This is a genomic window from Martinezella sp. CNPSo 3959 (assembly GCF_057784355.1).
In genome coordinates, this window is the sequence record NZ_JBXSOV010000001.1 from 1 (window position 1) to 16,624 (window position 16,624).

Sequence of the window (16,624 nt, forward strand, 5' to 3'; positions counted from 1 at the left end):
CGTTGAGCTGATCGTTCCGATCGCGATGGAAGAAAAGCTTCGCTTCGCAATCCGCGAAGGCGGCCGTACCGTCGGCGCCGGCATCGTGGCTAGCATCGTCGAGTAATTCGAAGACGGCCACTCCATCCGAGTGGCCGATTCGATGACAATATTATGATGCAAGCGGCACTAGCCGCTTGCTTATGACATAGAAATGTTGCAAATGGCGCGCGAGCGCGATTTGCGCGCTGCTTCGGATGACGAAGTGGCGAATGAAATTAACAATAAGGTGGGCCGAAAGGCCTAAAGAGTGGATAGGGATGCCCGTAGCTGGCGTCCCTCTCGATCTTTGAAACCGGTGGTCCGCCTTAGGAAACAGAACAATCCGTGCCTTTTCGAGAGGCGCGCGAGATAACAAACACAAGGATAACGTCGAATGAACGGCCAAAATATCCGCATTCGCCTGAAGGCGTTCGATCACCGGATTCTCGATGCTTCCACGCGCGAGATCGTGTCGACGGCGAAGCGCACCGGTGCAAGCGTCCGGGGCCCCGTTCCGCTTCCGACTCGTATCGAGAAGTTTACGGTAAACCGGTCCCCGCACATCGACAAGAAGAGCCGCGAGCAGTTCGAGATGCGCACGCATAAGCGCCTCCTCGACATCGTTGACCCGACCCCGCAGACGGTAGACGCGCTGATGAAGCTCGATCTCGCCGCCGGTGTCGATGTTGAGATCAAGCTCTGAGACCTCCGGTCCTCGAGCTGAGTGAGAAGGATTGAACCGATGCGTTCAGGTGTGATTGCACAGAAGGTGGGAATGACCCGCGTCTATAACGACGCCGGCGAGCATGTCCCGGTTACCGTATTGCGTTTGGATGGCTGCCAGGTCGTAGCCCAGCGCACAGTTGAAAAGAATGGCTACACCGCAGTTCAGCTCGGTGCCGGCCAGGCTAAGGTTAAGAACACGACGAAGGCTCTTCGCGGCCATTTCGCCGTCGCAAGCGTAGAGCCGAAGGCCAAGCTCGCAGAATTCCGTGTCACGGAAGACAATCTGCTTGAAGTCGGCACCGAGCTCAACGCAGGTCACTTCACGGCGGGTCAGCTCGTCGACGTGACCGGCACGACGATCGGTAAGGGCTTTGCCGGCGCCATCAAGCGCCACGGCTTCGGTGGTCTGCGCGCCACGCACGGTGTGTCGGTTTCGCACCGCTCGCATGGTTCGACCGGTTCGCGCCAGGACCCGGGCAAGGTGTTCAAGAACAAGAAGATGGCTGGTCACATGGGCCAGACCCGCGTTACGACGCAGAACCTTGAAGTGGTATCGACCGACGAAGATCGTGGTCTGATCCTGGTCAAGGGTGCGGTTCCCGGCTCCAAGGGTGCCTGGATCATCGTGCGCGACGCCGTCAAGTCGGCAGCGAAGTAAGGGAGCCAAACCAATGGAATTCAACGTCAAGACCCTCGAGGGCAAAGACGCCGGGAAGGTTTCCCTTTCTGATGCGATTTTCGGCCTCGAGCCGCGTGAAGACATTCTCGCTCGCGTCGTTCGCTGGCAGCTTGCCAAGAAGCAGCAGGGCACGCATCAGGCAAAGGGCCGCGCTGACGTAGCGCGCACCGGCGCCAAGATGTACAAGCAGAAGGGTACGGGCCGTGCTCGTCACCATTCGGCTCGCGCTCCGCAGTTCCGCGGCGGTGGTAAGGCTCACGGCCCGGTCGCCCGCAGCCACGAGCATGATCTGCCGAAGAAGGTTCGCGCCCTCGGCCTGCGTCACGCTCTCTCGGCCAAGTTCAAGGCTGAAGACGTGATTGTTATCGACAATCTCGTCGCTACCGAAGCCAAGACCAAGGCACTCGCTGGCGCTTTCGAGACACTCGGCCTGACGAACGCTCTGTTCATCGGCGGTGCTGAACTCGACAGCAACTTCAAGCTCGCAGCCCAGAACATCCCGAATATCGATGTTCTGCCGGTTCAGGGCATCAACGTTTACGACATCCTGCGCCGCGGCAAGCTCGTGCTGTCCAAGGCTGCAGTTGAAGCTCTAGAGGAGCGTTTCAAGTGACGGATCTTCGCCATTATGATGTGATCGTTTCTCCTGCGATCACCGAAAAGTCCACGCTGCTTTCGGACAATAACCAGGTTGTTTTCAACGTTGCGAAGACCGCGACGAAGCCGGAAATCAAGGCTGCCGTCGAAGCGCTCTTCGGCGTCAAGGTTACGGCCGTTAACACTCTGCTGCGCCTCGGCAAGACCAAGCGGTTCAAGGGTCTCGTCGGCAAGCAGAAGGACGTGAAGAAGGCTGTTGTGACGCTCGCCGAAGGCCAGTCGATCGACGTCTCCACCGGTCTCTGAGGAATAAGAAAATGGCATTGAAAACATTCAATCCGACGACCCCGAGCCAGCGTCAGCTGGTCATTGTCGATCGCTCCTCGCTCTACAAGGGCAAGCCGGTCAAGTCGCTGACCGAAGGCCTCACCTCCAAGGGTGGCCGTAACAACACTGGCCGCATCACCGTCCGTTTCCAGGGCGGTGGTCACAAGCGCAGCTATCGTCTGGTCGACTTCAAGCGTCGCAAGTTCGACGTCGAAGCAACCGTCGAGCGTATCGAATACGATCCGAACCGTACCGCTTACATCGCTCTGGTGAAGTACACGGACGGCGAACTGGCCTACATCATCGCTCCGCAGCGTCTTGCTTCGGGCGACAAGGTCATCGCTTCGGAAAAGGCAGTGGACGTGAAGCCGGGCAACACCATGCCGCTTCAGTTCATCCCGGTCGGCTCCATCATCCACAACGTGGAAATGAAGCCGGGCAAGGGTGGTCAGATCGCTCGCTCCGCCGGTTCCTACGCGCAGCTCGTCGGTCGTGACCAGGGCATGGCGATCCTTCGCCTGAACTCGGGCGAACAGCGCCTCGTGCACGGCACCTGCCTCGCAACGATCGGTGCGGTTTCGAACCCGGATCACGGCAACATCAACGACGGTAAGGCCGGTCGTTCGCGTTGGCGTGGCAAGAAGCCGCATAACCGCGGCGTTGTCATGAACCCGGTCGACCATCCGCACGGCGGTGGTGAAGGCCGCACCTCCGGTGGTCGCCATCCGGTGACCCCATGGGGCAAGCCGACCAAGGGCAAGCGTACGCGGTCGAACAAGTCGACCGACAAGATGATTATGCGCTCGCGCCATCAGCGCAAGAAGTAAGAGAGGAAGTCTCAAGTGGCTCGTTCAGTATGGAAAGGTCCGTTTGTTGACGGCTATCTTCTCAAGAAGGCTGAGAAGGTGCGTGAAGGCGGACGTAACGAAGTAATCAAGATGTGGAGCCGTCGCTCCACCATCATGCCGCAGTTCGTTGGTCTCACCTTCGGTGTCTACAACGGCAGCAAGCACATTCCGGTCAGCGTCAATGAAGACATGGTCGGACACAAGTTCGGCGAGTTCGCCCCGACCCGTACCTATTATGGTCACGGTGCGGACAAGAAGGCGAAGAGGAAGTAACAATGGGCAAGGCAAAAACCGAACGCCGGCTGAAGGACAATGAAGCGCAGGCAGTTGCGCGCACGCTCCGTGTCAGCCCGCAGAAGCTCAACCTGGTCGCGGCGTCGATCCGCGGCAAGAAGGTTGATCGCGCGCTCGCAGAGCTGGAATTCTCGCGCAAGCGCATCGCAGGAGCCGTCAAGAAGACGCTCGAATCTGCGATCGCCAATGCAGAGAACAACCACGATCTCGACGTTGACTCGCTGGTCGTGGCGGAAGCTTACGTCGGCAAGTCGATCGTCATGAAGCGTTTTCACGCTCGTGGCCGTGGCCGCGCATCTCGCATCGAGCGTCCGTTCGCACACCTGACGATCGTCGTTCGTGAAGTGGAAGCTCAAGAGGAGGCCGCATAATGGGTCAGAAAATCAATCCAATCGGCTTTCGTCTTGGCATCAACCGCACTTGGGATAGCCGCTGGTTTGCGGACAATGCCGAGTACGGCCAGCTCCTCCACGAAGACCTGAAGATGCGCAAGTTCGTTATGAACGAACTGAAGCAGGCTGGTATCTCCAAGGTGGTCATCGAGCGTCCGCACAAGAAGTGCCGCGTCACGATCCACTCGGCTCGTCCGGGCCTGATCATCGGCAAGAAGGGCGCTGACATCGACAAGCTCCGCAAGAAGCTGTCGGACATGACGAATTCCGAAACGCACCTCAACATCGTTGAAGTTCGCAAGCCGGAAATCGACGCGACGCTGGTTGCCCAGTCGATCGCTCAGCAGCTGGAACGCCGTGTTGCTTTCCGTCGCGCCATGAAGCGCGCCGTCCAGTCCGCGATGCGTCTTGGCGCCGAAGGCATCAAGATCACCTGCGCCGGCCGTCTCGGCGGTGCAGAAATCGCTCGTACGGAATGGTACCGCGAAGGCCGCGTGCCGCTGCATACGCTGCGCGCCGACATCGACTACGGTACGGCTGAAGCAGAAACCGCTTTCGGTATCTGCGGCATCAAGGTCTGGATCTTCAAGGGCGAAATCCTTGAGCACGATCCGATGGCCTCCGAACGCCGCGCGCTCGAAGGCGACGCCCAGGGTCCGGCTAGCCGCGATCGCGATAGAGACCGTCGCCGCGACAACGCTTGATAGCGTACGTGGCAGATAAGTTCGGAGAATAAGAAAATGTTGCAGCCAAAGCGTACGAAGTACCGCAAGCAATTCAAGGGCCGCATCAAGGGCGTTGCCAAGGGTGGTTCTGATCTGGCGTTCGGCGAATTCGGCCTGAAGTCGCAGGAGCCTAACCGCGTCAACGCTCGCGAGATCGAAGCGGCTCGCCGCGCGATTACGCGCTATATGAAGCGCGCCGGCCGTGTATGGATCCGCGTGTTCCCGGATGTTCCGGTAACCGCAAAGCCGACCGAAGTCCGTATGGGTAAAGGTAAGGGCTCTGTCGAATACTGGGCATGCAAGGTCAAGCCCGGCCGTATGATGTTCGAGATCGACGGTGTGAGCGAAGAAATCGCTCGTGAGGCTCTGCGCCTCGGCGCTGCCAAGCTCTCGGTCAAGACGCGCTTCGTTCAGCGCATTGCAGAGTAAGGAAGAAGCTCATGAAAGCCGCAGATGTTCGCGCCCTGAGCGCCGACCAACTCAAGGACGAGCTTGCCAAGCTGAAGAAGGAGCAGTTCAACCTGCGCTTTCAGAAGGCGACCGGCCAGCTCGAGAAGTCCTCGCGCATCAACGAAGTCCGCAAGGACATCGCTCGCGTAAAAACCATTGCCCGCCAGAAGGCGGCAGAAGCAAAGGCCTAAAGGAAAAATAACATGCCGAAGCGCATTCTGCAGGGCGTCGTGGTCAGCGACAAGAACGAGAAGACGGTAGTTGTCCGCGTTGAGCGTCGTTTCGCTCACCCGCTGCTCCAGAAGACCGTTCGTCGTTCCAAGAAGTACAAGGCTCACGACGAAAACAATCAGTACAAGACCGGCGACGTCGTTTCCATCGAGGAATGCGCGCCGATCTCCAAGGACAAGACCTGGACGGTCATTTCCGCCCAGTCCAAGTAACAGAATTTCGCTCAGGCCCTTGCGCTTGGGCGAAATATCTGTATGAAGCACGAGCTTGGAAGCAGGACGCTCGAGAACGGGCGTTCTTTTGCTTTATTGATGGCCGGCAGAGACGATCCTTGTGGTCGCGAAGCCAGGCATAATCAGACAAGACACTAGTCCATAAGCCGGGGTAGGGGGTCGACTGACCCAACCATTCCGGTAACAACAAGAAGGCGACCTGACATGATTCAGATGCAAACAAACCTCGACGTGGCGGATAATTCCGGCGCACGTCGTGTCATGTGCATCAAGGTGCTGGGCGGCTCGAAGCGCAAGTATGCCTCGATCGGCGACGTTATCGTCGTTTCGATCAAGGAAGCTATTCCGCGCGGCCGTGTGAAGAAGGGTGACGTGATGAAGGCGGTCGTCGTTCGTACCGCCAAGGACATCCGTCGTCCGGATGGCAGCGTCATCCGCTTCGATACCAACGCAGCAGTCCTCATCGACAACAAGAAAGAGCCGATCGGCACCCGCATCTTCGGACCGGTTCCGCGCGAACTTCGCGCCAAGAACCACATGAAGATCATCTCGCTGGCTCCAGAAGTACTGTAAGGAGCGGAGCGATGCAGAAGATCCGTAAAGGCGACAAGGTTGTCGTATTGACCGGTAAGGACAAGGGCCGTACCGGCGAAGTCATTCAAGTGCTGCCGAAGGAAGACCGTGCGGTCGTTCGTGGCGTCAACGTCATCAAGCGCCATCAGCGCCAGACGCAGAACCAGGAAGCCGGCATCATCAGCAAGGAAGCCTCGCTTCACCTGTCCAACCTGGCAATCGTCGACAAGGACGGCAAGCCGACCCGCGTCGGTTTCAAGGTTGTAGATGGCAAGAAGGTCCGCGTGGCGAAGACCTCGGGAGAAGTGATCGATGGCTGAGGTAAAGTACGAGCCGCGGCTCAAGAAAGAATACGTTGCTCGCATCCGTGCAGCCATGCAGGAGAAGTTCTCCTACGCTAACGAGATGCAGATCCCGAAGCTGGACAAGATCGTGATCAACATGGGCGTTGGCGAAGCGACGGCTGATTCGAAGAAGCCGACCGTTGCTGCTGCCGACCTGGCGGCCATCGCTGGCCAGAAGCCGGTCATCACCCGTGCACGCAACTCCATCGCTGGCTTCAAGGTCCGTGAAAATATGCCGATCGGCGCGAAGGTTACCCTGCGCGGCGCCCGCATGTATGAGTTCCTGGATCGTCTGGTCAACATCGCGCTTCCGCGCGTTCGCGACTTCCGCGGCCTGAACCCGAAGAGCTTTGACGGTCGTGGCAATTTTGCCATGGGCATCAAGGAGCACATTGTGTTCCCTGAGATCAACTACGACAAGGTTGATCAGATGTGGGGCATGGACATCATCGTTTGCACGACGGCGACGACCGACGACGAAGCACGGGCTCTTCTGACAGAGTTCAACTTCCCGTTCCGTCAATAACCGTAACGACGAGCGTAGAAAAGGAACCCTGATATGGCGAAGACAAGCGCAGTTGAAAAGAACAAGCGCCGCCGCAATACGGTTGCCAACCAGGCCGCGAAGCGGGCTGCTCTCAAGGCAATCATCATGAACCAGTCTCTCTCGATCGAAGACCGGTTCAAGGCCACTCTGAAGCTGGCATCGCTGCCGCGCGATGGATCGAAGACCCGTATTCGCAACCGTTGCGAAGTGTCTGGCCGTCCGCGCGCCTACTACCGCAAACTGCGCATGTCGCGTATCGCGCTGCGTGAACTCGGCAATCTCGGCAAGGTGCCGGGCATCGTCAAGTCCAGCTGGTAAGGAGCAGATTAGATGTCTATGACTGATCCTTTGGGCGATATGCTCACCCGCATCCGCAATGGCGCTTCGCGCCGCAAGTCGTCGGTTTCGACGCCTGCGTCCAAGCTCCGTGCGCGCGTTCTCGATGTACTCCAGGCTGAAGGCTACATCCGTGGCTACTCCGTCGTCGATTTCGGCAACGGCAAGTCTGAGCTCAACATCGAACTCAAGTACTACGAAGGCGCATCGGTGATCCGTGAGATCGGCCGTGTGTCTAAGCCGGGCCGCCGGGTTTATGTCTCGGTCAAGTCCATTCCGCAGGTCGCGAACGGCCTCGGCATCACCATCCTTTCGACTCCGAAGGGTGTGATGGCCGATCACCAGGCTCGCGAACAGAATGTTGGTGGCGAGGTTCTCTGCTCGGTCTTCTAAGATCGAACAGAGATCTCCTTCGAAACAGACAGGTTTGAAAAATGTCTCGTATCGGTAAGAAGCCCGTTCAGGTACCTGCAGGGATCACGGCCACGGTTGATGGCCAAAAAGTGACCGCCAAGGGCCCCAAGGGCGAGCTGTTTTTCGTCGCTAACGACGAAATCGGTCTCAAGCTGGAAAACAATGCAATCGTCGTGACGCCGCTCAACGACTCCAAGGACGCTCGCGCAAAGTGGGGCATGTCCCGCACGATGATCGAGAACATCCTCAAGGGTGTTAAGGACGGCTACGAGCGCAAGCTCGAAATCAACGGCGTCGGCTACCGTGCCTCTATGCAGGGCAAGAACCTGCAGCTCGCGCTCGGCTTCAGCCACGACGTGGTTTATGAGCCGCCGCAGGGCATCTCGATCGCTGTGCCGAAGCCGACGGAAATCGTCGTCACCGGCATCAACAAGCAGCAGGTCGGCCAGGTTGCCGCTGAAATCCGCGAATATCGCGGCCCCGAGCCCTACAAGGGCAAGGGTGTTAAGTATGCCGAAGAGCGGATCATCCGCAAAGAAGGCAAGAAGAAGTAAGGATCACGCGAAATGGCTAGCAGGAAAGAAGCACTTGCGCGTCGCGCCAACCGCGTGCGCCGCCAAATCAAGTCGGTGGCCAATGGCCGTCCGCGCCTGTCGGTTCATCGCTCGTCGAAGAACATCTACGCCCAGGTCATCGATGACGTGGCTGGCAAGACCCTCGCGGCTGCCTCCACCCTCGACAAGGATCTGCGCGGTTCTCTGAAGACCGGTGCCGATACCGCAGCCGCAGCCCTCGTTGGCAAGCTCGTTGCAGAGCGCGCCTCCAAGGCCGGCGTGAAGGAAGTCGTGTTCGATCGCGGCGCTTTCATCTACCACGGCCGTATCAAGGCTTTGGCTGAAGCAGCCCGCGAAGGCGGCCTGACCTTCTAATCAGATTTCCGGCCGGCGATCCCAAGGATGCCGGCCGGATATTCACCGGACCGCAGGTTTCCCGCAAGGGAAGGCATGCGGTCTTCGTTTTGTTTGCCGATTGCACCCGGAAAAGAAAAAGGAAGAGGACAATGGCACAGGAAAAGAGGGCTCCGCGGGAAGACCGTCAGAGCCGTGAAGAGCGCGATAGCGAATTCGTCGACAAGCTGGTCGCGATTAACCGCGTCGCCAAGGTTGTCAAGGGTGGCCGTCGCTTCGGCTTCGCCGCTCTCGTCGTCGTCGGCGACCAGAAGGGCCGCGTAGGCTTCGGCCATGGCAAGGCACGTGAAGTGCCGGAAGCTATCCGCAAGGCAACCGAAAGCGCCAAGCGCGACATGATCTTCGTACCGCTGCGCGACGGCCGTACGCTGCATCATGACGTTCATGGCCGTCATGGCGCCGGCAAGGTTCTGCTGCGCTCGGCCAAGGTCGGTACCGGTATCATCGCCGGCGGCCCGATGCGCGCCGTTTTCGAAACGCTCGGCGTTCATGACGTCGTTGCCAAGTCGACCGGTTCGTCGAACCCGTACAACATGGTTCGCGCCACGTTCGACGCCCTGAAGCACCAGGTTCACCCGAAGGACATCGCAGCTCAGCGCGGCATCAAGTATGCCACCCTGCAGGCTCGCCGCGCCGCTTCGGGCAACGCCTCCGAAGAATAAGGGAGTTTGACCTATGGCCAAGACGACCAAGAAGGCTGAAGCTAAGGCGACCGTTACGGTCGAGCAGATTGGCAGCCCGATCCGCCGTCCGGATGTTCAGCAGAAGACGCTGATCGGTCTCGGACTGAACAAGATGCACCGTCGCCGCACGCTGGAAGATACTCCGGCTGTTCGTGGCATGATCCGTGCTGTCCAGCATCTCGTTCGCGTTGTCGACGAGAAGTGAGCCGGAGGTAATTCGCTATGAAACTGAATGAAATCAAGGATAACGAAGGCTCGACCCACAGCCGCAAGCGCCTCGGCCGCGGCATCGGCTCCGGCTCCGGTAAGACCGGTGGCCGTGGTGTGAAGGGTCAGAAGTCCCGTTCGGGCGTTGCGATCAACGGCTTCGAAGGCGGTCAGATGCCCATCTACCGTCGTCTGCCGAAGCGCGGCTTCAACAACATCTTCGCATCCGACTACGTTGTCGTATCGCTGGCACGCATCCAGGCTGCCGTCGATGCCGGCAAGCTCGATGCCAAGAACACCGTTGATGCAGCGGCTCTCAAGGCTGCCGGCGTTATTCGCCGCGTCAAGGACGGCGTTCGTGTTCTCTCGGACGGCGAACTGAAGGCGAAGCTTGCTCTTGAAGTTGCAGGCGCTTCCAAGTCTGCAGTCGAGAAGATCGAAAAGGCTGGCGGCTCCGTTAAGCTGCTCGCTGCTGCCGCAGAATAATATTATCAATAATCGCCCGAAGTGACTTCACTTCGGGCGATTTTGCTCCCATATGTGAGCCTCACGAATCTGATCGATGCGGCAAGTGTCTTTCCGATCGATAACGGGAACCAAGGGTGAGGCGCCCGATTGCTGCGCAATCCGTCCGAAGCCCGGCTTTTGAACAATTTACAGACCGATTCCGGACTCGGCCGACTATGCCGGAATTGGTGATGCGGAGATTTGCATGGCTTCTGCAGCGGAACAATTGGCGTCCAACCTCAATTTTTCGACCTTTGCCAAAGCCGAGGATCTCAAGAAGCGCCTGTGGTTTACGCTCGGCGCTCTCCTCGTCTACCGGCTCGGCACCCACATTCCGCTTCCTGGCCTCAATCCTGCCGCTTATGCCCAGGCTTTCCAGAATCAATCGGGCGGCATTCTCGGCCTCTTCAACATGTTCTCGGGCGGCGCTGTGCAGCGCATGGCGATCTTCGCGCTCGGCATCATGCCTTATATTTCCGCCTCGATCATCGTTCAGCTGATGACCTCGGTCGTCCCGTCGCTCGAAAACCTGAAGAAGGAAGGCGAGCAGGGCCGTAAGATCATCAACCAGTACACCCGCTACGGCACGGTGCTGCTCGGCGCATTGCAGGCCTATGGCATTGCGATCGGTCTGGAGCACGGCAACGGCGTCGTCGTAGATCCCGGCTGGTTCTTCCGCATTTCCACTGTCATCACGCTACTCGGCGGCACAATGTTCCTGATGTGGCTTGGTGAGCAGGTAACGTCGCGCGGTATCGGCAACGGCATCTCGCTGATCATTTTCGCGGGCATCGCTGCAGGTCTTCCGACTGCGCTTGCCGGTACGCTCGAACTCGGCCGCACCGGCGCGCTTTCCACGCCGCTCATTCTCGCCGTGCTGATCGTCGCCATTCTGGTCATCGCGCTCATCGTCTTCGTCGAGCGCGCGCAGCGTCGCCTTCTGATCCAGTATCCGAAGCGCCAGGTCGGCACGCGCATGTTCCAGGGCGATACGTCGCACCTGCCGCTGAAGCTCAACACTTCGGGTGTCATCCCTGCGATCTTCGCGTCGTCGCTGCTGCTGTTGCCGGCAACCGTTGCAGGCCTCGGCAACAACACCGCGCTCCCGACCTGGGTGACCTCGATCGTTGCGGCACTTGGCCACGGCCAGCCGGTCTATATGGTGCTTTACGGCGCTCTGATTGCCTTCTTCGCTTTCTTCTACACGGCTCTCGTCTTCAATCCGAAGGACACGGCCGACAATCTGAAGAAGCACGGCGGCTTCATTCCGGGTATCCGTCCGGGTGAGCGCACAGCCGAATATATCGATTACGTGCTGACCCGCATCACGGTCATCGGCGCGATCTATCTTGTCTTCGTCTGCATCCTGCCCGAAATTCTCGTATCCCAGACCGGTATTCCCTTGTCTCTGGGTGGCACTTCGCTTCTGATCGTGGTTAGCGTAACGCTGGATACGGTGGCGCAGATTCAGGGTCACCTGATCGCACAGCAATATGAAGGCCTGATCAAGAAATCGAAGTTGCGTGGAGGAAAGAGGGGGCGATGAGACTCATACTTTTAGGGCCGCCGGGAGCAGGTAAGGGGACCCAGGCCCAGCGCATCGTGGAAAAGCACGGCATTCCGCAGCTTTCCACAGGCGATATGCTGCGCGCGGCCGTTCAGGCCGGCACGGAAGTCGGCAAGCGCGCCAAGGCTGTCATGGACGCCGGCAAGCTTGTTTCGGATGAGATCGTGAATGCGATCGTTTCCGAGCGCATCGATCAACCGGATTGCGTCAGGGGTTTCATCCTCGATGGCTTTCCGCGCACCTTGGTGCAGGCCGATGCCACCGAAAAAATGCTCAATGCGAAGGGCCTCGAACTCTCCGTTGTGATCGAGTTGAAGGTCGATGATGCCGAACTGATTCGCCGCGTCTCCGGTCGCTATTCCTGCTCGAACTGCGGCAGCGTCTATCACGACACTGACAAGGTTCCTGCAAATGCCGGTGTCTGCGATAAATGCGGCTCGACCCATTTCAAGCGCCGCCCTGACGATAATGCTGAAACCATGGCGACTCGCCTCCAAGTCTACTACAAGGAGACGTCGCCGCTGATCGGTTACTACTATGCTAAGGGCAAGTTGCAGAGCATCGACGGCATGGCCGATATCGAGCATGTGACCGAAAGCATAGAGGCTATCCTGGCTAAGCTCTAGATAGCCTAAAATAAACTTGCCGGAGCGGTTGCTTTTTTGCGCTGATTCCGCTAAACACCGCGCCAACTCGCGACATGCTATGCGATCGGCGCGGATTTCCAACGGGAAGTCCGAGCACGGTCGTTTTGACATGTGGCGGACACACATCGAACAAGCAGCTCCCGGGCTGCATAACAAGACCCTTTGCCAAGGCAAAAGGAATGCAAGGAGAACAGGCGTGGCTCGTATCGCTGGCGTCAACATCCCGACTGCAAAGCGCGTAGTTATTGCGCTTCGTTACATTCACGGGATCGGACCGAAGTTTGCACAGGAAATCTGCGAGAAGGTTGGTATTCCGGCCGAGCGTCGCGTCAACCAGTTGACGGATGCTGAAGTTCTGCAGATCCGCGAAACCATCGACCGTGACTATCAGGTCGAAGGTGATCTGCGTCGCGAAACCGCGATGAACATCAAGCGTCTCATGGACCTGGGTTCCTACCGTGGTCTGCGTCATCGCCGTGGCCTGCCGGTTCGTGGCCAGCGCACGCACACCAATGCCCGCACCCGCAAGGGTCCGGCAAAGGCGATCGCTGGTAAGAAGAAGTAATTTCCGGGCAACCGGATTTGGGAGGCTGGCGGTCCGCCGGCCTCTTTTGAGTTTGAAGCGGTGCTCCATGGGTGCCGCTTCGGTGTAGCCGCTGGTATTACGGCGGTGCAGAGATCCAAGAAAGGACTAACATGGCCAAGGAAGCCGTACGCGTTCGTCGTCGCGAGCGTAAAAATATCACGTCGGGCGTCGCACACGTCAATTCGACCTTCAACAACACGATGATCACCATCACCGACGCGCAGGGCAACGCTATTGCCTGGTCGTCCGCTGGTGCCAAGGGCTTCAAGGGTTCGCGCAAGTCGACCCCGTTCGCTGCCCAGATCGCTGCCGAAGACTGCGCCAAGAAGGCTCAGGAACACGGCATGAAGTCGCTGGAAGTTGAAGTTTGCGGTCCGGGCTCCGGTCGTGAATCCGCTCTGCGCGCCCTCCAGGCTGCTGGTTTCATGATCACGTCGATCCGCGACGTGACCCCGATCCCGCACAATGGTTGCCGCCCGCGCAAGAAGCGTCGCGTCTGATCATCGCCACTCACGACACCGGCCGGGGTAGATGCGCCCGGTTTGGTGTTACTCAAGCTCGGTTGCCACGATTGGATGGTGGCAACGAACGGAAGGCAAAAACATGATTCAGAAAAACTGGCAGGAACTGATCAAGCCCAACAAGGTCGAGTTCACCTCGAGCGGCCGCACCAAGGCAACGCTCGTGGCCGAACCGCTGGAGCGTGGCTTCGGTCTTACCCTCGGCAACGCGCTGCGCCGCGTTCTGCTGTCCTCTCTGCGCGGCGCCGCTGTAACGGCCGTGCAGATTGACGGCGTGCTGCATGAGTTCTCCTCTATCCCGGGCGTCCGGGAAGACGTGACGGACATCGTGCTGAACATCAAGGAAATCGCCATCAAGATGGACGGCGATGATGCCAAGCGCATGGTCGTCCGCAAGCAGGGCCCAGGCGTAGTAACGGCTGGCGACATCCAGACGGTCGGCGATATCGAAATCCTCAACCCCGAGCATGTCATCTGCACGCTCGACGAGGGTGCCGAAATCCGCATGGAATTCACCGTCAATAACGGCAAGGGCTATGTGCCCGCCGAGCGCAATCGTGCGGAAGATGCTCCGATCGGCCTCATCCCGGTCGACAGCCTCTATTCGCCGGTCAAGAAGGTGTCCTACAAGGTTGAAAATACCCGCGAAGGACAGGTTCTCGACTACGACAAGCTGAGCATGTCGATCGAAACCGACGGTTCGATCAGCGGTGAAGATGCAGTCGCTTTCGCGGCCCGCATTCTTCAGGATCAGCTTGGCGTGTTCGTCAACTTCGACGAGCCGCAGAAGGAAACCGAAGAGGAAGCAGTTACCGAACTCGCTTTCAACCCGGCGCTCCTCAAGAAGGTGGACGAACTCGAACTGTCCGTTCGTTCGGCAAACTGCCTGAAGAACGACAACATCGTCTACATCGGCGACCTCATTCAGAAGACCGAAGCAGAAATGCTCCGCACGCCGAATTTTGGTCGCAAGTCGCTGAACGAAATCAAGGAAGTTCTCGCTTCCATGGGCCTGCACCTCGGCATGGAAGTGCCGGCATGGCCGCCCGAGAACATCGAAGATCTCGCCAAGCGTTACGAAGACCAATACTAAGGCCGCAAGCGCTCCGGCGGAGCGCTTAAAGCTGGCCTTAGCATCTTAAACTGCGCATGCACCTTTCGCTCCGCCGGGAATCGGAGCGGGGCATGTGCCCAACAAACTGCAGGCGAGCGATGCCTGCAAGTGAAGGAGAATAGCCATGCGCCACGGTAAAGCCGGCCGCAAGCTGAACAGAACCGCTAGCCACCGTAAGGCGATGTTCGCCAACATGGCGGCTTCGCTCATCACCCATGAGCAGATCGTCACCACGCTCCCGAAGGCGAAGGAAATTCGTCCGATCGTCGAGAAGCTGGTAACCCTCGGCAAGCGCGGCGACCTGCACGCTCGTCGTCAGGCCATCTCGCAGATCCGCGACGCTGCTGTCGTTTCGAAGCTGTTCGATGCGATCGCAACCCGCTACGCCACCCGGAACGGCGGCTACCTGCGTATCATGAAGGCCGGCTTCCGCCAGGGCGACAATGCCGCTCTCGCAGTCGTCGAATTCGTTGATCGCGACGTCAATGCCAAGGGCGCAGCCGACAAGGCTCGCGTTGCCGCTGAAGAAGAAGCCGCAGCCGCTTAAGGCTAAGCTTTGGATTAGATATAAAAGGCCGGATGAGCGATCATCCGGCCTTTTGTCGTTTGTACGACGGGAGACGCCTTTCGTTCTCCTTGAGCGCTTTGGAGTATCGCAAGCGGCGTTGCTGAGGCGCAGTTGACTCGAGCGTATCGGAGATAGGGAGCGCGGTGGGACATGCAGCGAAAATTGATGCGCGGGAGGCTGCTTCTGGTCGTGGCGCTGCTGGTGACCATCGCCAGCGGTCTCGCGTTGCGGCGCTATGGTTATGCGATCAATCTGCCTTTCGTGGTCGTCAAATATGGCGGCTCATTATTGTGGGGAGCAATGGTCTATTGGCTCCTGGCGGCAATCTTCGTGTCGCAGGGGCGTTTTAGGATTGCCGTGGCGGCGCTGCTCATCGCGGTCGCCGTCGAGTTTTTCAGACTGTGGCATACGCCTGATCTCGATGCTTTTCGATTGACTGCCGCCGGAGCCCTGTTGCTGGGCAGGGTGTTCTCGCCCTGGAATATCGTCGCCTATGCCGCCGGCATTGCGCTGGTGCTGGCGCTCGATTGCGCATTGTTGAAGCCCAGACAGTTGTGAAAGTCAAAACCCCAGATAAGTCAATACCCTCGGATACTGAAGGCGATGGGGCCACTCAGAACTCGTTGGGCGCGGCGGATGTTTTAACACCGGTTCCTCGGACAACATAGCCCGGTTCGTCAGTGGACGAGAAGACCTTCGTAATGACGTGGGATTTGAGCGCCTCGGCGCTCTGGATATAGTAGATACCGTTTGGAGTCGCTAATCCCATCATGGCGAAGACGTCATTACTGCTGACGCCCATTTCATCAAGGTAGATGGCAAGCTTCCGAGTCAGCTCTGGATCGATTTTCGTCGATATCACATCGAGCCTTCGTCTTCCCGTCTCTTGGTGACTTGGGCCGTTTGTAAGCTGATGAACGCCAACATACGCGTTAGCAGCCGCAGCCCGTGCCCTGCCTCCCGACAAGACGAATGGGCAAGCTGAGAAACAGTATGCCCCTCCGACGTGAACTTCACCTTCAGACCATCCATCCTTGATGATCTTTTCCGTGCAGCGCGGATCAAGCATTGGACAGCCATTCAACTGTGTTCTGCCTACCACAGTGTCTAGTTCGGCAGTCCGGATCATGTGTCCAACCGAGAGCGCGGCTGCTACGTCTCCACCATGAGACTGAAGCACTACGGGAAGTTTTCTGCCTCCAAGATCCTTCAAAAGCTTTTTAAATCGTTTTGGCGTCTCAGCAGTTATCTTGCCTTCGGCAGATATCCATTGGACACAGCTTTCTTGGCAATTGCCGTTCTTGACCAACGCGAAGTTCATCGGTCGCTCTTCGGGGGTGTCCTTGCTTTCTGTTGCAGATGCAATGGCAATCACGAACAGAAAAACGGCTGCGGTGATCAGCCAAAGAGCTGCAGGAAAGCTCAAGCGTATTGCCATGAAAAGCTCCAGAGGTGGCGGAATAATTGCTATTGCCTCGCCTTCATTCATACAGCCTTTTTTAGAAGCGGGCAGCTGGGG

The 16,624-nt window shown here is 58.4% G+C and carries 30 protein-coding genes; 29 read left to right on the plus strand and 1 reads right to left on the minus strand.

Going from position 1 to position 16,624, the window contains the following annotated elements:
- From AC13RE_RS00005 to AC13RE_RS00145, 29 genes are all read left to right on the plus strand, one after another.
- The coding region (locus tag AC13RE_RS00005) for an EF-Tu C-terminal domain-related protein (RefSeq protein ID WP_134887923.1) at window positions 1-106 on the plus strand (106 nt) is incomplete at its 5' end.
- Between the two features lie 309 nt (window positions 107-415).
- Window positions 416-724, plus strand: a complete 309-nt coding sequence (gene rpsJ, locus AC13RE_RS00010) for a 30S ribosomal protein S10 (RefSeq protein WP_003547547.1) — start codon at window positions 416-418, stop codon at window positions 722-724.
- A 39-nt stretch (window positions 725-763) separates the two neighbouring features.
- Window positions 764-1,405: a 50S ribosomal protein L3 gene (gene rplC / locus AC13RE_RS00015; protein WP_015339598.1), complete on the plus strand. Its 642-nt coding sequence runs from the start codon at window positions 764-766 to the stop codon at window positions 1,403-1,405.
- Between the two features lie 13 nt (window positions 1,406-1,418).
- Entirely contained in the window at window positions 1,419-2,039 is a 621-nt protein-coding gene (gene rplD, locus AC13RE_RS00020) for a 50S ribosomal protein L4 (RefSeq protein WP_015339599.1), read from the plus strand.
- Window positions 2,036-2,329 carry a 50S ribosomal protein L23 gene (locus tag AC13RE_RS00025; RefSeq protein ID WP_015339600.1) on the plus strand — a complete coding sequence of 98 codons (294 nt, stop codon included), beginning with the start codon at window positions 2,036-2,038 and terminating at the stop codon, window positions 2,327-2,329. The genes rplD and AC13RE_RS00025 overlap by 4 nt, the downstream gene beginning before the upstream one ends.
- A gap of 11 nt (window positions 2,330-2,340) precedes the next feature.
- On the plus strand, window positions 2,341-3,177 hold the full coding sequence (gene rplB, locus AC13RE_RS00030; RefSeq protein WP_015339601.1) for a 50S ribosomal protein L2: 837 nt from the start codon (window positions 2,341-2,343) through the stop codon (window positions 3,175-3,177).
- Between the two features lie 15 nt (window positions 3,178-3,192).
- Complete coding sequence (gene rpsS / locus AC13RE_RS00035; protein ID WP_037199970.1) at window positions 3,193-3,471, plus strand: 30S ribosomal protein S19; 279 nt, start codon at window positions 3,193-3,195, stop codon at window positions 3,469-3,471.
- Window positions 3,472-3,473: 2 nt separating this feature from the next.
- Window positions 3,474-3,863 carry a 50S ribosomal protein L22 gene (rplV, locus tag AC13RE_RS00040; protein WP_015339603.1) on the plus strand — a complete coding sequence of 130 codons (390 nt, stop codon included), beginning with the start codon at window positions 3,474-3,476 and terminating at the stop codon, window positions 3,861-3,863.
- The gene (rpsC, locus tag AC13RE_RS00045) at window positions 3,863-4,588 is read left to right on the plus strand and encodes a 30S ribosomal protein S3 (RefSeq protein WP_004118393.1); all 726 of its coding nucleotides are present in this window, start codon (window positions 3,863-3,865) and stop codon (window positions 4,586-4,588) included. Before rplV ends, rpsC begins: the two co-directional genes overlap by 1 nt.
- Window positions 4,589-4,624: 36 nt before the next feature.
- Window positions 4,625-5,038: a 50S ribosomal protein L16 gene (rplP, locus tag AC13RE_RS00050; protein WP_004118395.1), complete on the plus strand. Its 414-nt coding sequence runs from the start codon at window positions 4,625-4,627 to the stop codon at window positions 5,036-5,038.
- An 11-nt stretch (window positions 5,039-5,049) separates the two neighbouring features.
- Complete coding sequence (gene rpmC / locus AC13RE_RS00055; RefSeq protein ID WP_007690763.1) at window positions 5,050-5,250, plus strand: 50S ribosomal protein L29; 201 nt, start codon at window positions 5,050-5,052, stop codon at window positions 5,248-5,250.
- Between the two features lie 12 nt (window positions 5,251-5,262).
- Window positions 5,263-5,502 (plus strand): 30S ribosomal protein S17, encoded by a 240-nt coding sequence (rpsQ, locus tag AC13RE_RS00060; RefSeq protein WP_015339604.1) that lies wholly within the window; start codon window positions 5,263-5,265, stop codon window positions 5,500-5,502.
- 225 nt (window positions 5,503-5,727) lie between these two features.
- A complete protein-coding gene (gene rplN / locus AC13RE_RS00065; RefSeq protein ID WP_003573790.1) occupies window positions 5,728-6,096 on the plus strand; it encodes a 50S ribosomal protein L14 in 369 nt (122 codons plus the stop codon).
- Window positions 6,097-6,107: 11 nt separating this feature from the next.
- On the plus strand, window positions 6,108-6,416 hold the full coding sequence (gene rplX, locus AC13RE_RS00070) for a 50S ribosomal protein L24 (RefSeq protein WP_015339605.1): 309 nt from the start codon (window positions 6,108-6,110) through the stop codon (window positions 6,414-6,416).
- Entirely contained in the window at window positions 6,409-6,966 is a 558-nt protein-coding gene (rplE, locus tag AC13RE_RS00075) for a 50S ribosomal protein L5 (RefSeq protein ID WP_015339606.1), read from the plus strand. The genes rplX and rplE overlap by 8 nt, the downstream gene beginning before the upstream one ends.
- Window positions 6,967-6,999: 33 nt before the next feature.
- On the plus strand, window positions 7,000-7,305 hold the full coding sequence (rpsN, locus tag AC13RE_RS00080) for a 30S ribosomal protein S14 (RefSeq protein WP_004118406.1): 306 nt from the start codon (window positions 7,000-7,002) through the stop codon (window positions 7,303-7,305).
- Between the two features lie 12 nt (window positions 7,306-7,317).
- Window positions 7,318-7,716: a 30S ribosomal protein S8 gene (rpsH, locus tag AC13RE_RS00085; RefSeq protein WP_015339607.1), complete on the plus strand. Its 399-nt coding sequence runs from the start codon at window positions 7,318-7,320 to the stop codon at window positions 7,714-7,716.
- A gap of 41 nt (window positions 7,717-7,757) precedes the next feature.
- A complete protein-coding gene (gene rplF / locus AC13RE_RS00090) occupies window positions 7,758-8,291 on the plus strand; it encodes a 50S ribosomal protein L6 (protein ID WP_015339608.1) in 534 nt (177 codons plus the stop codon).
- Between the two features lie 12 nt (window positions 8,292-8,303).
- Window positions 8,304-8,666, plus strand: coding sequence for a 50S ribosomal protein L18 (gene rplR / locus AC13RE_RS00095; RefSeq protein ID WP_004118412.1), 363 nt, complete (start codon window positions 8,304-8,306; stop codon window positions 8,664-8,666).
- A gap of 131 nt (window positions 8,667-8,797) precedes the next feature.
- Window positions 8,798-9,367 (plus strand): 30S ribosomal protein S5, encoded by a 570-nt coding sequence (gene rpsE / locus AC13RE_RS00100; protein WP_004118414.1) that lies wholly within the window; start codon window positions 8,798-8,800, stop codon window positions 9,365-9,367.
- Window positions 9,368-9,380: 13 nt separating this feature from the next.
- Window positions 9,381-9,593, plus strand: a complete 213-nt coding sequence (gene rpmD, locus AC13RE_RS00105) for a 50S ribosomal protein L30 (RefSeq protein ID WP_007690786.1) — start codon at window positions 9,381-9,383, stop codon at window positions 9,591-9,593.
- Between the two features lie 17 nt (window positions 9,594-9,610).
- Complete coding sequence (rplO, locus tag AC13RE_RS00110; RefSeq protein ID WP_095434669.1) at window positions 9,611-10,081, plus strand: 50S ribosomal protein L15; 471 nt, start codon at window positions 9,611-9,613, stop codon at window positions 10,079-10,081.
- A gap of 226 nt (window positions 10,082-10,307) precedes the next feature.
- On the plus strand, window positions 10,308-11,648 hold the full coding sequence (gene secY / locus AC13RE_RS00115; protein WP_015339610.1) for a preprotein translocase subunit SecY: 1,341 nt from the start codon (window positions 10,308-10,310) through the stop codon (window positions 11,646-11,648).
- Window positions 11,645-12,295 carry an adenylate kinase gene (locus AC13RE_RS00120; RefSeq protein WP_112337465.1) on the plus strand — a complete coding sequence of 217 codons (651 nt, stop codon included), beginning with the start codon at window positions 11,645-11,647 and terminating at the stop codon, window positions 12,293-12,295. The genes secY and AC13RE_RS00120 overlap by 4 nt, the downstream gene beginning before the upstream one ends.
- 217 nt (window positions 12,296-12,512) lie before the next feature.
- Window positions 12,513-12,881, plus strand: a complete 369-nt coding sequence (gene rpsM, locus AC13RE_RS00125; protein WP_004118424.1) for a 30S ribosomal protein S13 — start codon at window positions 12,513-12,515, stop codon at window positions 12,879-12,881.
- 131 nt (window positions 12,882-13,012) lie between these two features.
- On the plus strand, window positions 13,013-13,402 hold the full coding sequence (rpsK, locus tag AC13RE_RS00130; RefSeq protein ID WP_004118426.1) for a 30S ribosomal protein S11: 390 nt from the start codon (window positions 13,013-13,015) through the stop codon (window positions 13,400-13,402).
- 103 nt (window positions 13,403-13,505) lie between these two features.
- Window positions 13,506-14,516 carry a DNA-directed RNA polymerase subunit alpha gene (locus AC13RE_RS00135; RefSeq protein WP_112337464.1) on the plus strand — a complete coding sequence of 337 codons (1,011 nt, stop codon included), beginning with the start codon at window positions 13,506-13,508 and terminating at the stop codon, window positions 14,514-14,516.
- A gap of 145 nt (window positions 14,517-14,661) precedes the next feature.
- A complete protein-coding gene (gene rplQ / locus AC13RE_RS00140) occupies window positions 14,662-15,084 on the plus strand; it encodes a 50S ribosomal protein L17 (RefSeq protein WP_015339614.1) in 423 nt (140 codons plus the stop codon).
- A 171-nt stretch (window positions 15,085-15,255) separates the two neighbouring features.
- The gene (locus AC13RE_RS00145; RefSeq protein ID WP_488561556.1) at window positions 15,256-15,663 is read left to right on the plus strand and encodes a ribosomal maturation YjgA family protein; all 408 of its coding nucleotides are present in this window, start codon (window positions 15,256-15,258) and stop codon (window positions 15,661-15,663) included.
- Window positions 15,664-15,718: 55 nt separating this feature from the next.
- Here the strand turns inward: AC13RE_RS00145 and AC13RE_RS00150 are convergent, their stop codons facing one another.
- Window positions 15,719-16,543 carry a COG3904 family protein gene (locus AC13RE_RS00150; RefSeq protein WP_488561557.1) on the minus strand — a complete coding sequence of 275 codons (825 nt, stop codon included), beginning with the start codon at window positions 16,541-16,543 and terminating at the stop codon, window positions 15,719-15,721.
- Window positions 16,544-16,624 lie beyond the last annotated feature (81 nt).

Excerpts from the sequence above, each read along its gene's own strand:
- AC13RE_RS00150 (WP_488561557.1), bottom strand. The coding sequence starts at position 16,543 with ATGGCAATACGCTTGAGCTTTCCTGCAGCTCTTTGGCTGATCACCGCA.
- rpsJ (WP_003547547.1), top strand. The coding sequence starts at position 416 with ATGAACGGCCAAAATATCCGCATTCGCCTGAAGGCGTTCGATCACCGG.
- rpsN (WP_004118406.1), top strand. The coding sequence starts at position 7,000 with ATGGCGAAGACAAGCGCAGTTGAAAAGAACAAGCGCCGCCGCAATACG.
- rpsE (WP_004118414.1), top strand. The coding sequence starts at position 8,798 with ATGGCACAGGAAAAGAGGGCTCCGCGGGAAGACCGTCAGAGCCGTGAA.
- rpmC (WP_007690763.1), top strand. The coding sequence starts at position 5,050 with ATGAAAGCCGCAGATGTTCGCGCCCTGAGCGCCGACCAACTCAAGGAC.
- rplE (WP_015339606.1), top strand. The coding sequence starts at position 6,409 with ATGGCTGAGGTAAAGTACGAGCCGCGGCTCAAGAAAGAATACGTTGCT.
- rplB (WP_015339601.1), top strand. The coding sequence starts at position 2,341 with ATGGCATTGAAAACATTCAATCCGACGACCCCGAGCCAGCGTCAGCTG.
- rpsC (WP_004118393.1), top strand. The coding sequence starts at position 3,863 with ATGGGTCAGAAAATCAATCCAATCGGCTTTCGTCTTGGCATCAACCGC.
- rpsK (WP_004118426.1), top strand. The coding sequence starts at position 13,013 with ATGGCCAAGGAAGCCGTACGCGTTCGTCGTCGCGAGCGTAAAAATATC.
- rplP (WP_004118395.1), top strand. The coding sequence starts at position 4,625 with ATGTTGCAGCCAAAGCGTACGAAGTACCGCAAGCAATTCAAGGGCCGC.
- rplX (WP_015339605.1), top strand. The coding sequence starts at position 6,108 with ATGCAGAAGATCCGTAAAGGCGACAAGGTTGTCGTATTGACCGGTAAG.
- rpsQ (WP_015339604.1), top strand. The coding sequence starts at position 5,263 with ATGCCGAAGCGCATTCTGCAGGGCGTCGTGGTCAGCGACAAGAACGAG.
- rplN (WP_003573790.1), top strand. The coding sequence starts at position 5,728 with ATGATTCAGATGCAAACAAACCTCGACGTGGCGGATAATTCCGGCGCA.
- rplQ (WP_015339614.1), top strand. The coding sequence starts at position 14,662 with ATGCGCCACGGTAAAGCCGGCCGCAAGCTGAACAGAACCGCTAGCCAC.
- rplF (WP_015339608.1), top strand. The coding sequence starts at position 7,758 with ATGTCTCGTATCGGTAAGAAGCCCGTTCAGGTACCTGCAGGGATCACG.
- AC13RE_RS00135 (WP_112337464.1), top strand. The coding sequence starts at position 13,506 with ATGATTCAGAAAAACTGGCAGGAACTGATCAAGCCCAACAAGGTCGAG.
- rplV (WP_015339603.1), top strand. The coding sequence starts at position 3,474 with ATGGGCAAGGCAAAAACCGAACGCCGGCTGAAGGACAATGAAGCGCAG.
- rplO (WP_095434669.1), top strand. The coding sequence starts at position 9,611 with ATGAAACTGAATGAAATCAAGGATAACGAAGGCTCGACCCACAGCCGC.
- secY (WP_015339610.1), top strand. The coding sequence starts at position 10,308 with ATGGCTTCTGCAGCGGAACAATTGGCGTCCAACCTCAATTTTTCGACC.
- rplC (WP_015339598.1), top strand. The coding sequence starts at position 764 with ATGCGTTCAGGTGTGATTGCACAGAAGGTGGGAATGACCCGCGTCTAT.
- AC13RE_RS00145 (WP_488561556.1), top strand. The coding sequence starts at position 15,256 with ATGCAGCGAAAATTGATGCGCGGGAGGCTGCTTCTGGTCGTGGCGCTG.
- rpsH (WP_015339607.1), top strand. The coding sequence starts at position 7,318 with ATGTCTATGACTGATCCTTTGGGCGATATGCTCACCCGCATCCGCAAT.
- AC13RE_RS00120 (WP_112337465.1), top strand. The coding sequence starts at position 11,645 with ATGAGACTCATACTTTTAGGGCCGCCGGGAGCAGGTAAGGGGACCCAG.
- rplD (WP_015339599.1), top strand. The coding sequence starts at position 1,419 with ATGGAATTCAACGTCAAGACCCTCGAGGGCAAAGACGCCGGGAAGGTT.
- rplR (WP_004118412.1), top strand. The coding sequence starts at position 8,304 with ATGGCTAGCAGGAAAGAAGCACTTGCGCGTCGCGCCAACCGCGTGCGC.
- rpmD (WP_007690786.1), top strand. The coding sequence starts at position 9,381 with ATGGCCAAGACGACCAAGAAGGCTGAAGCTAAGGCGACCGTTACGGTC.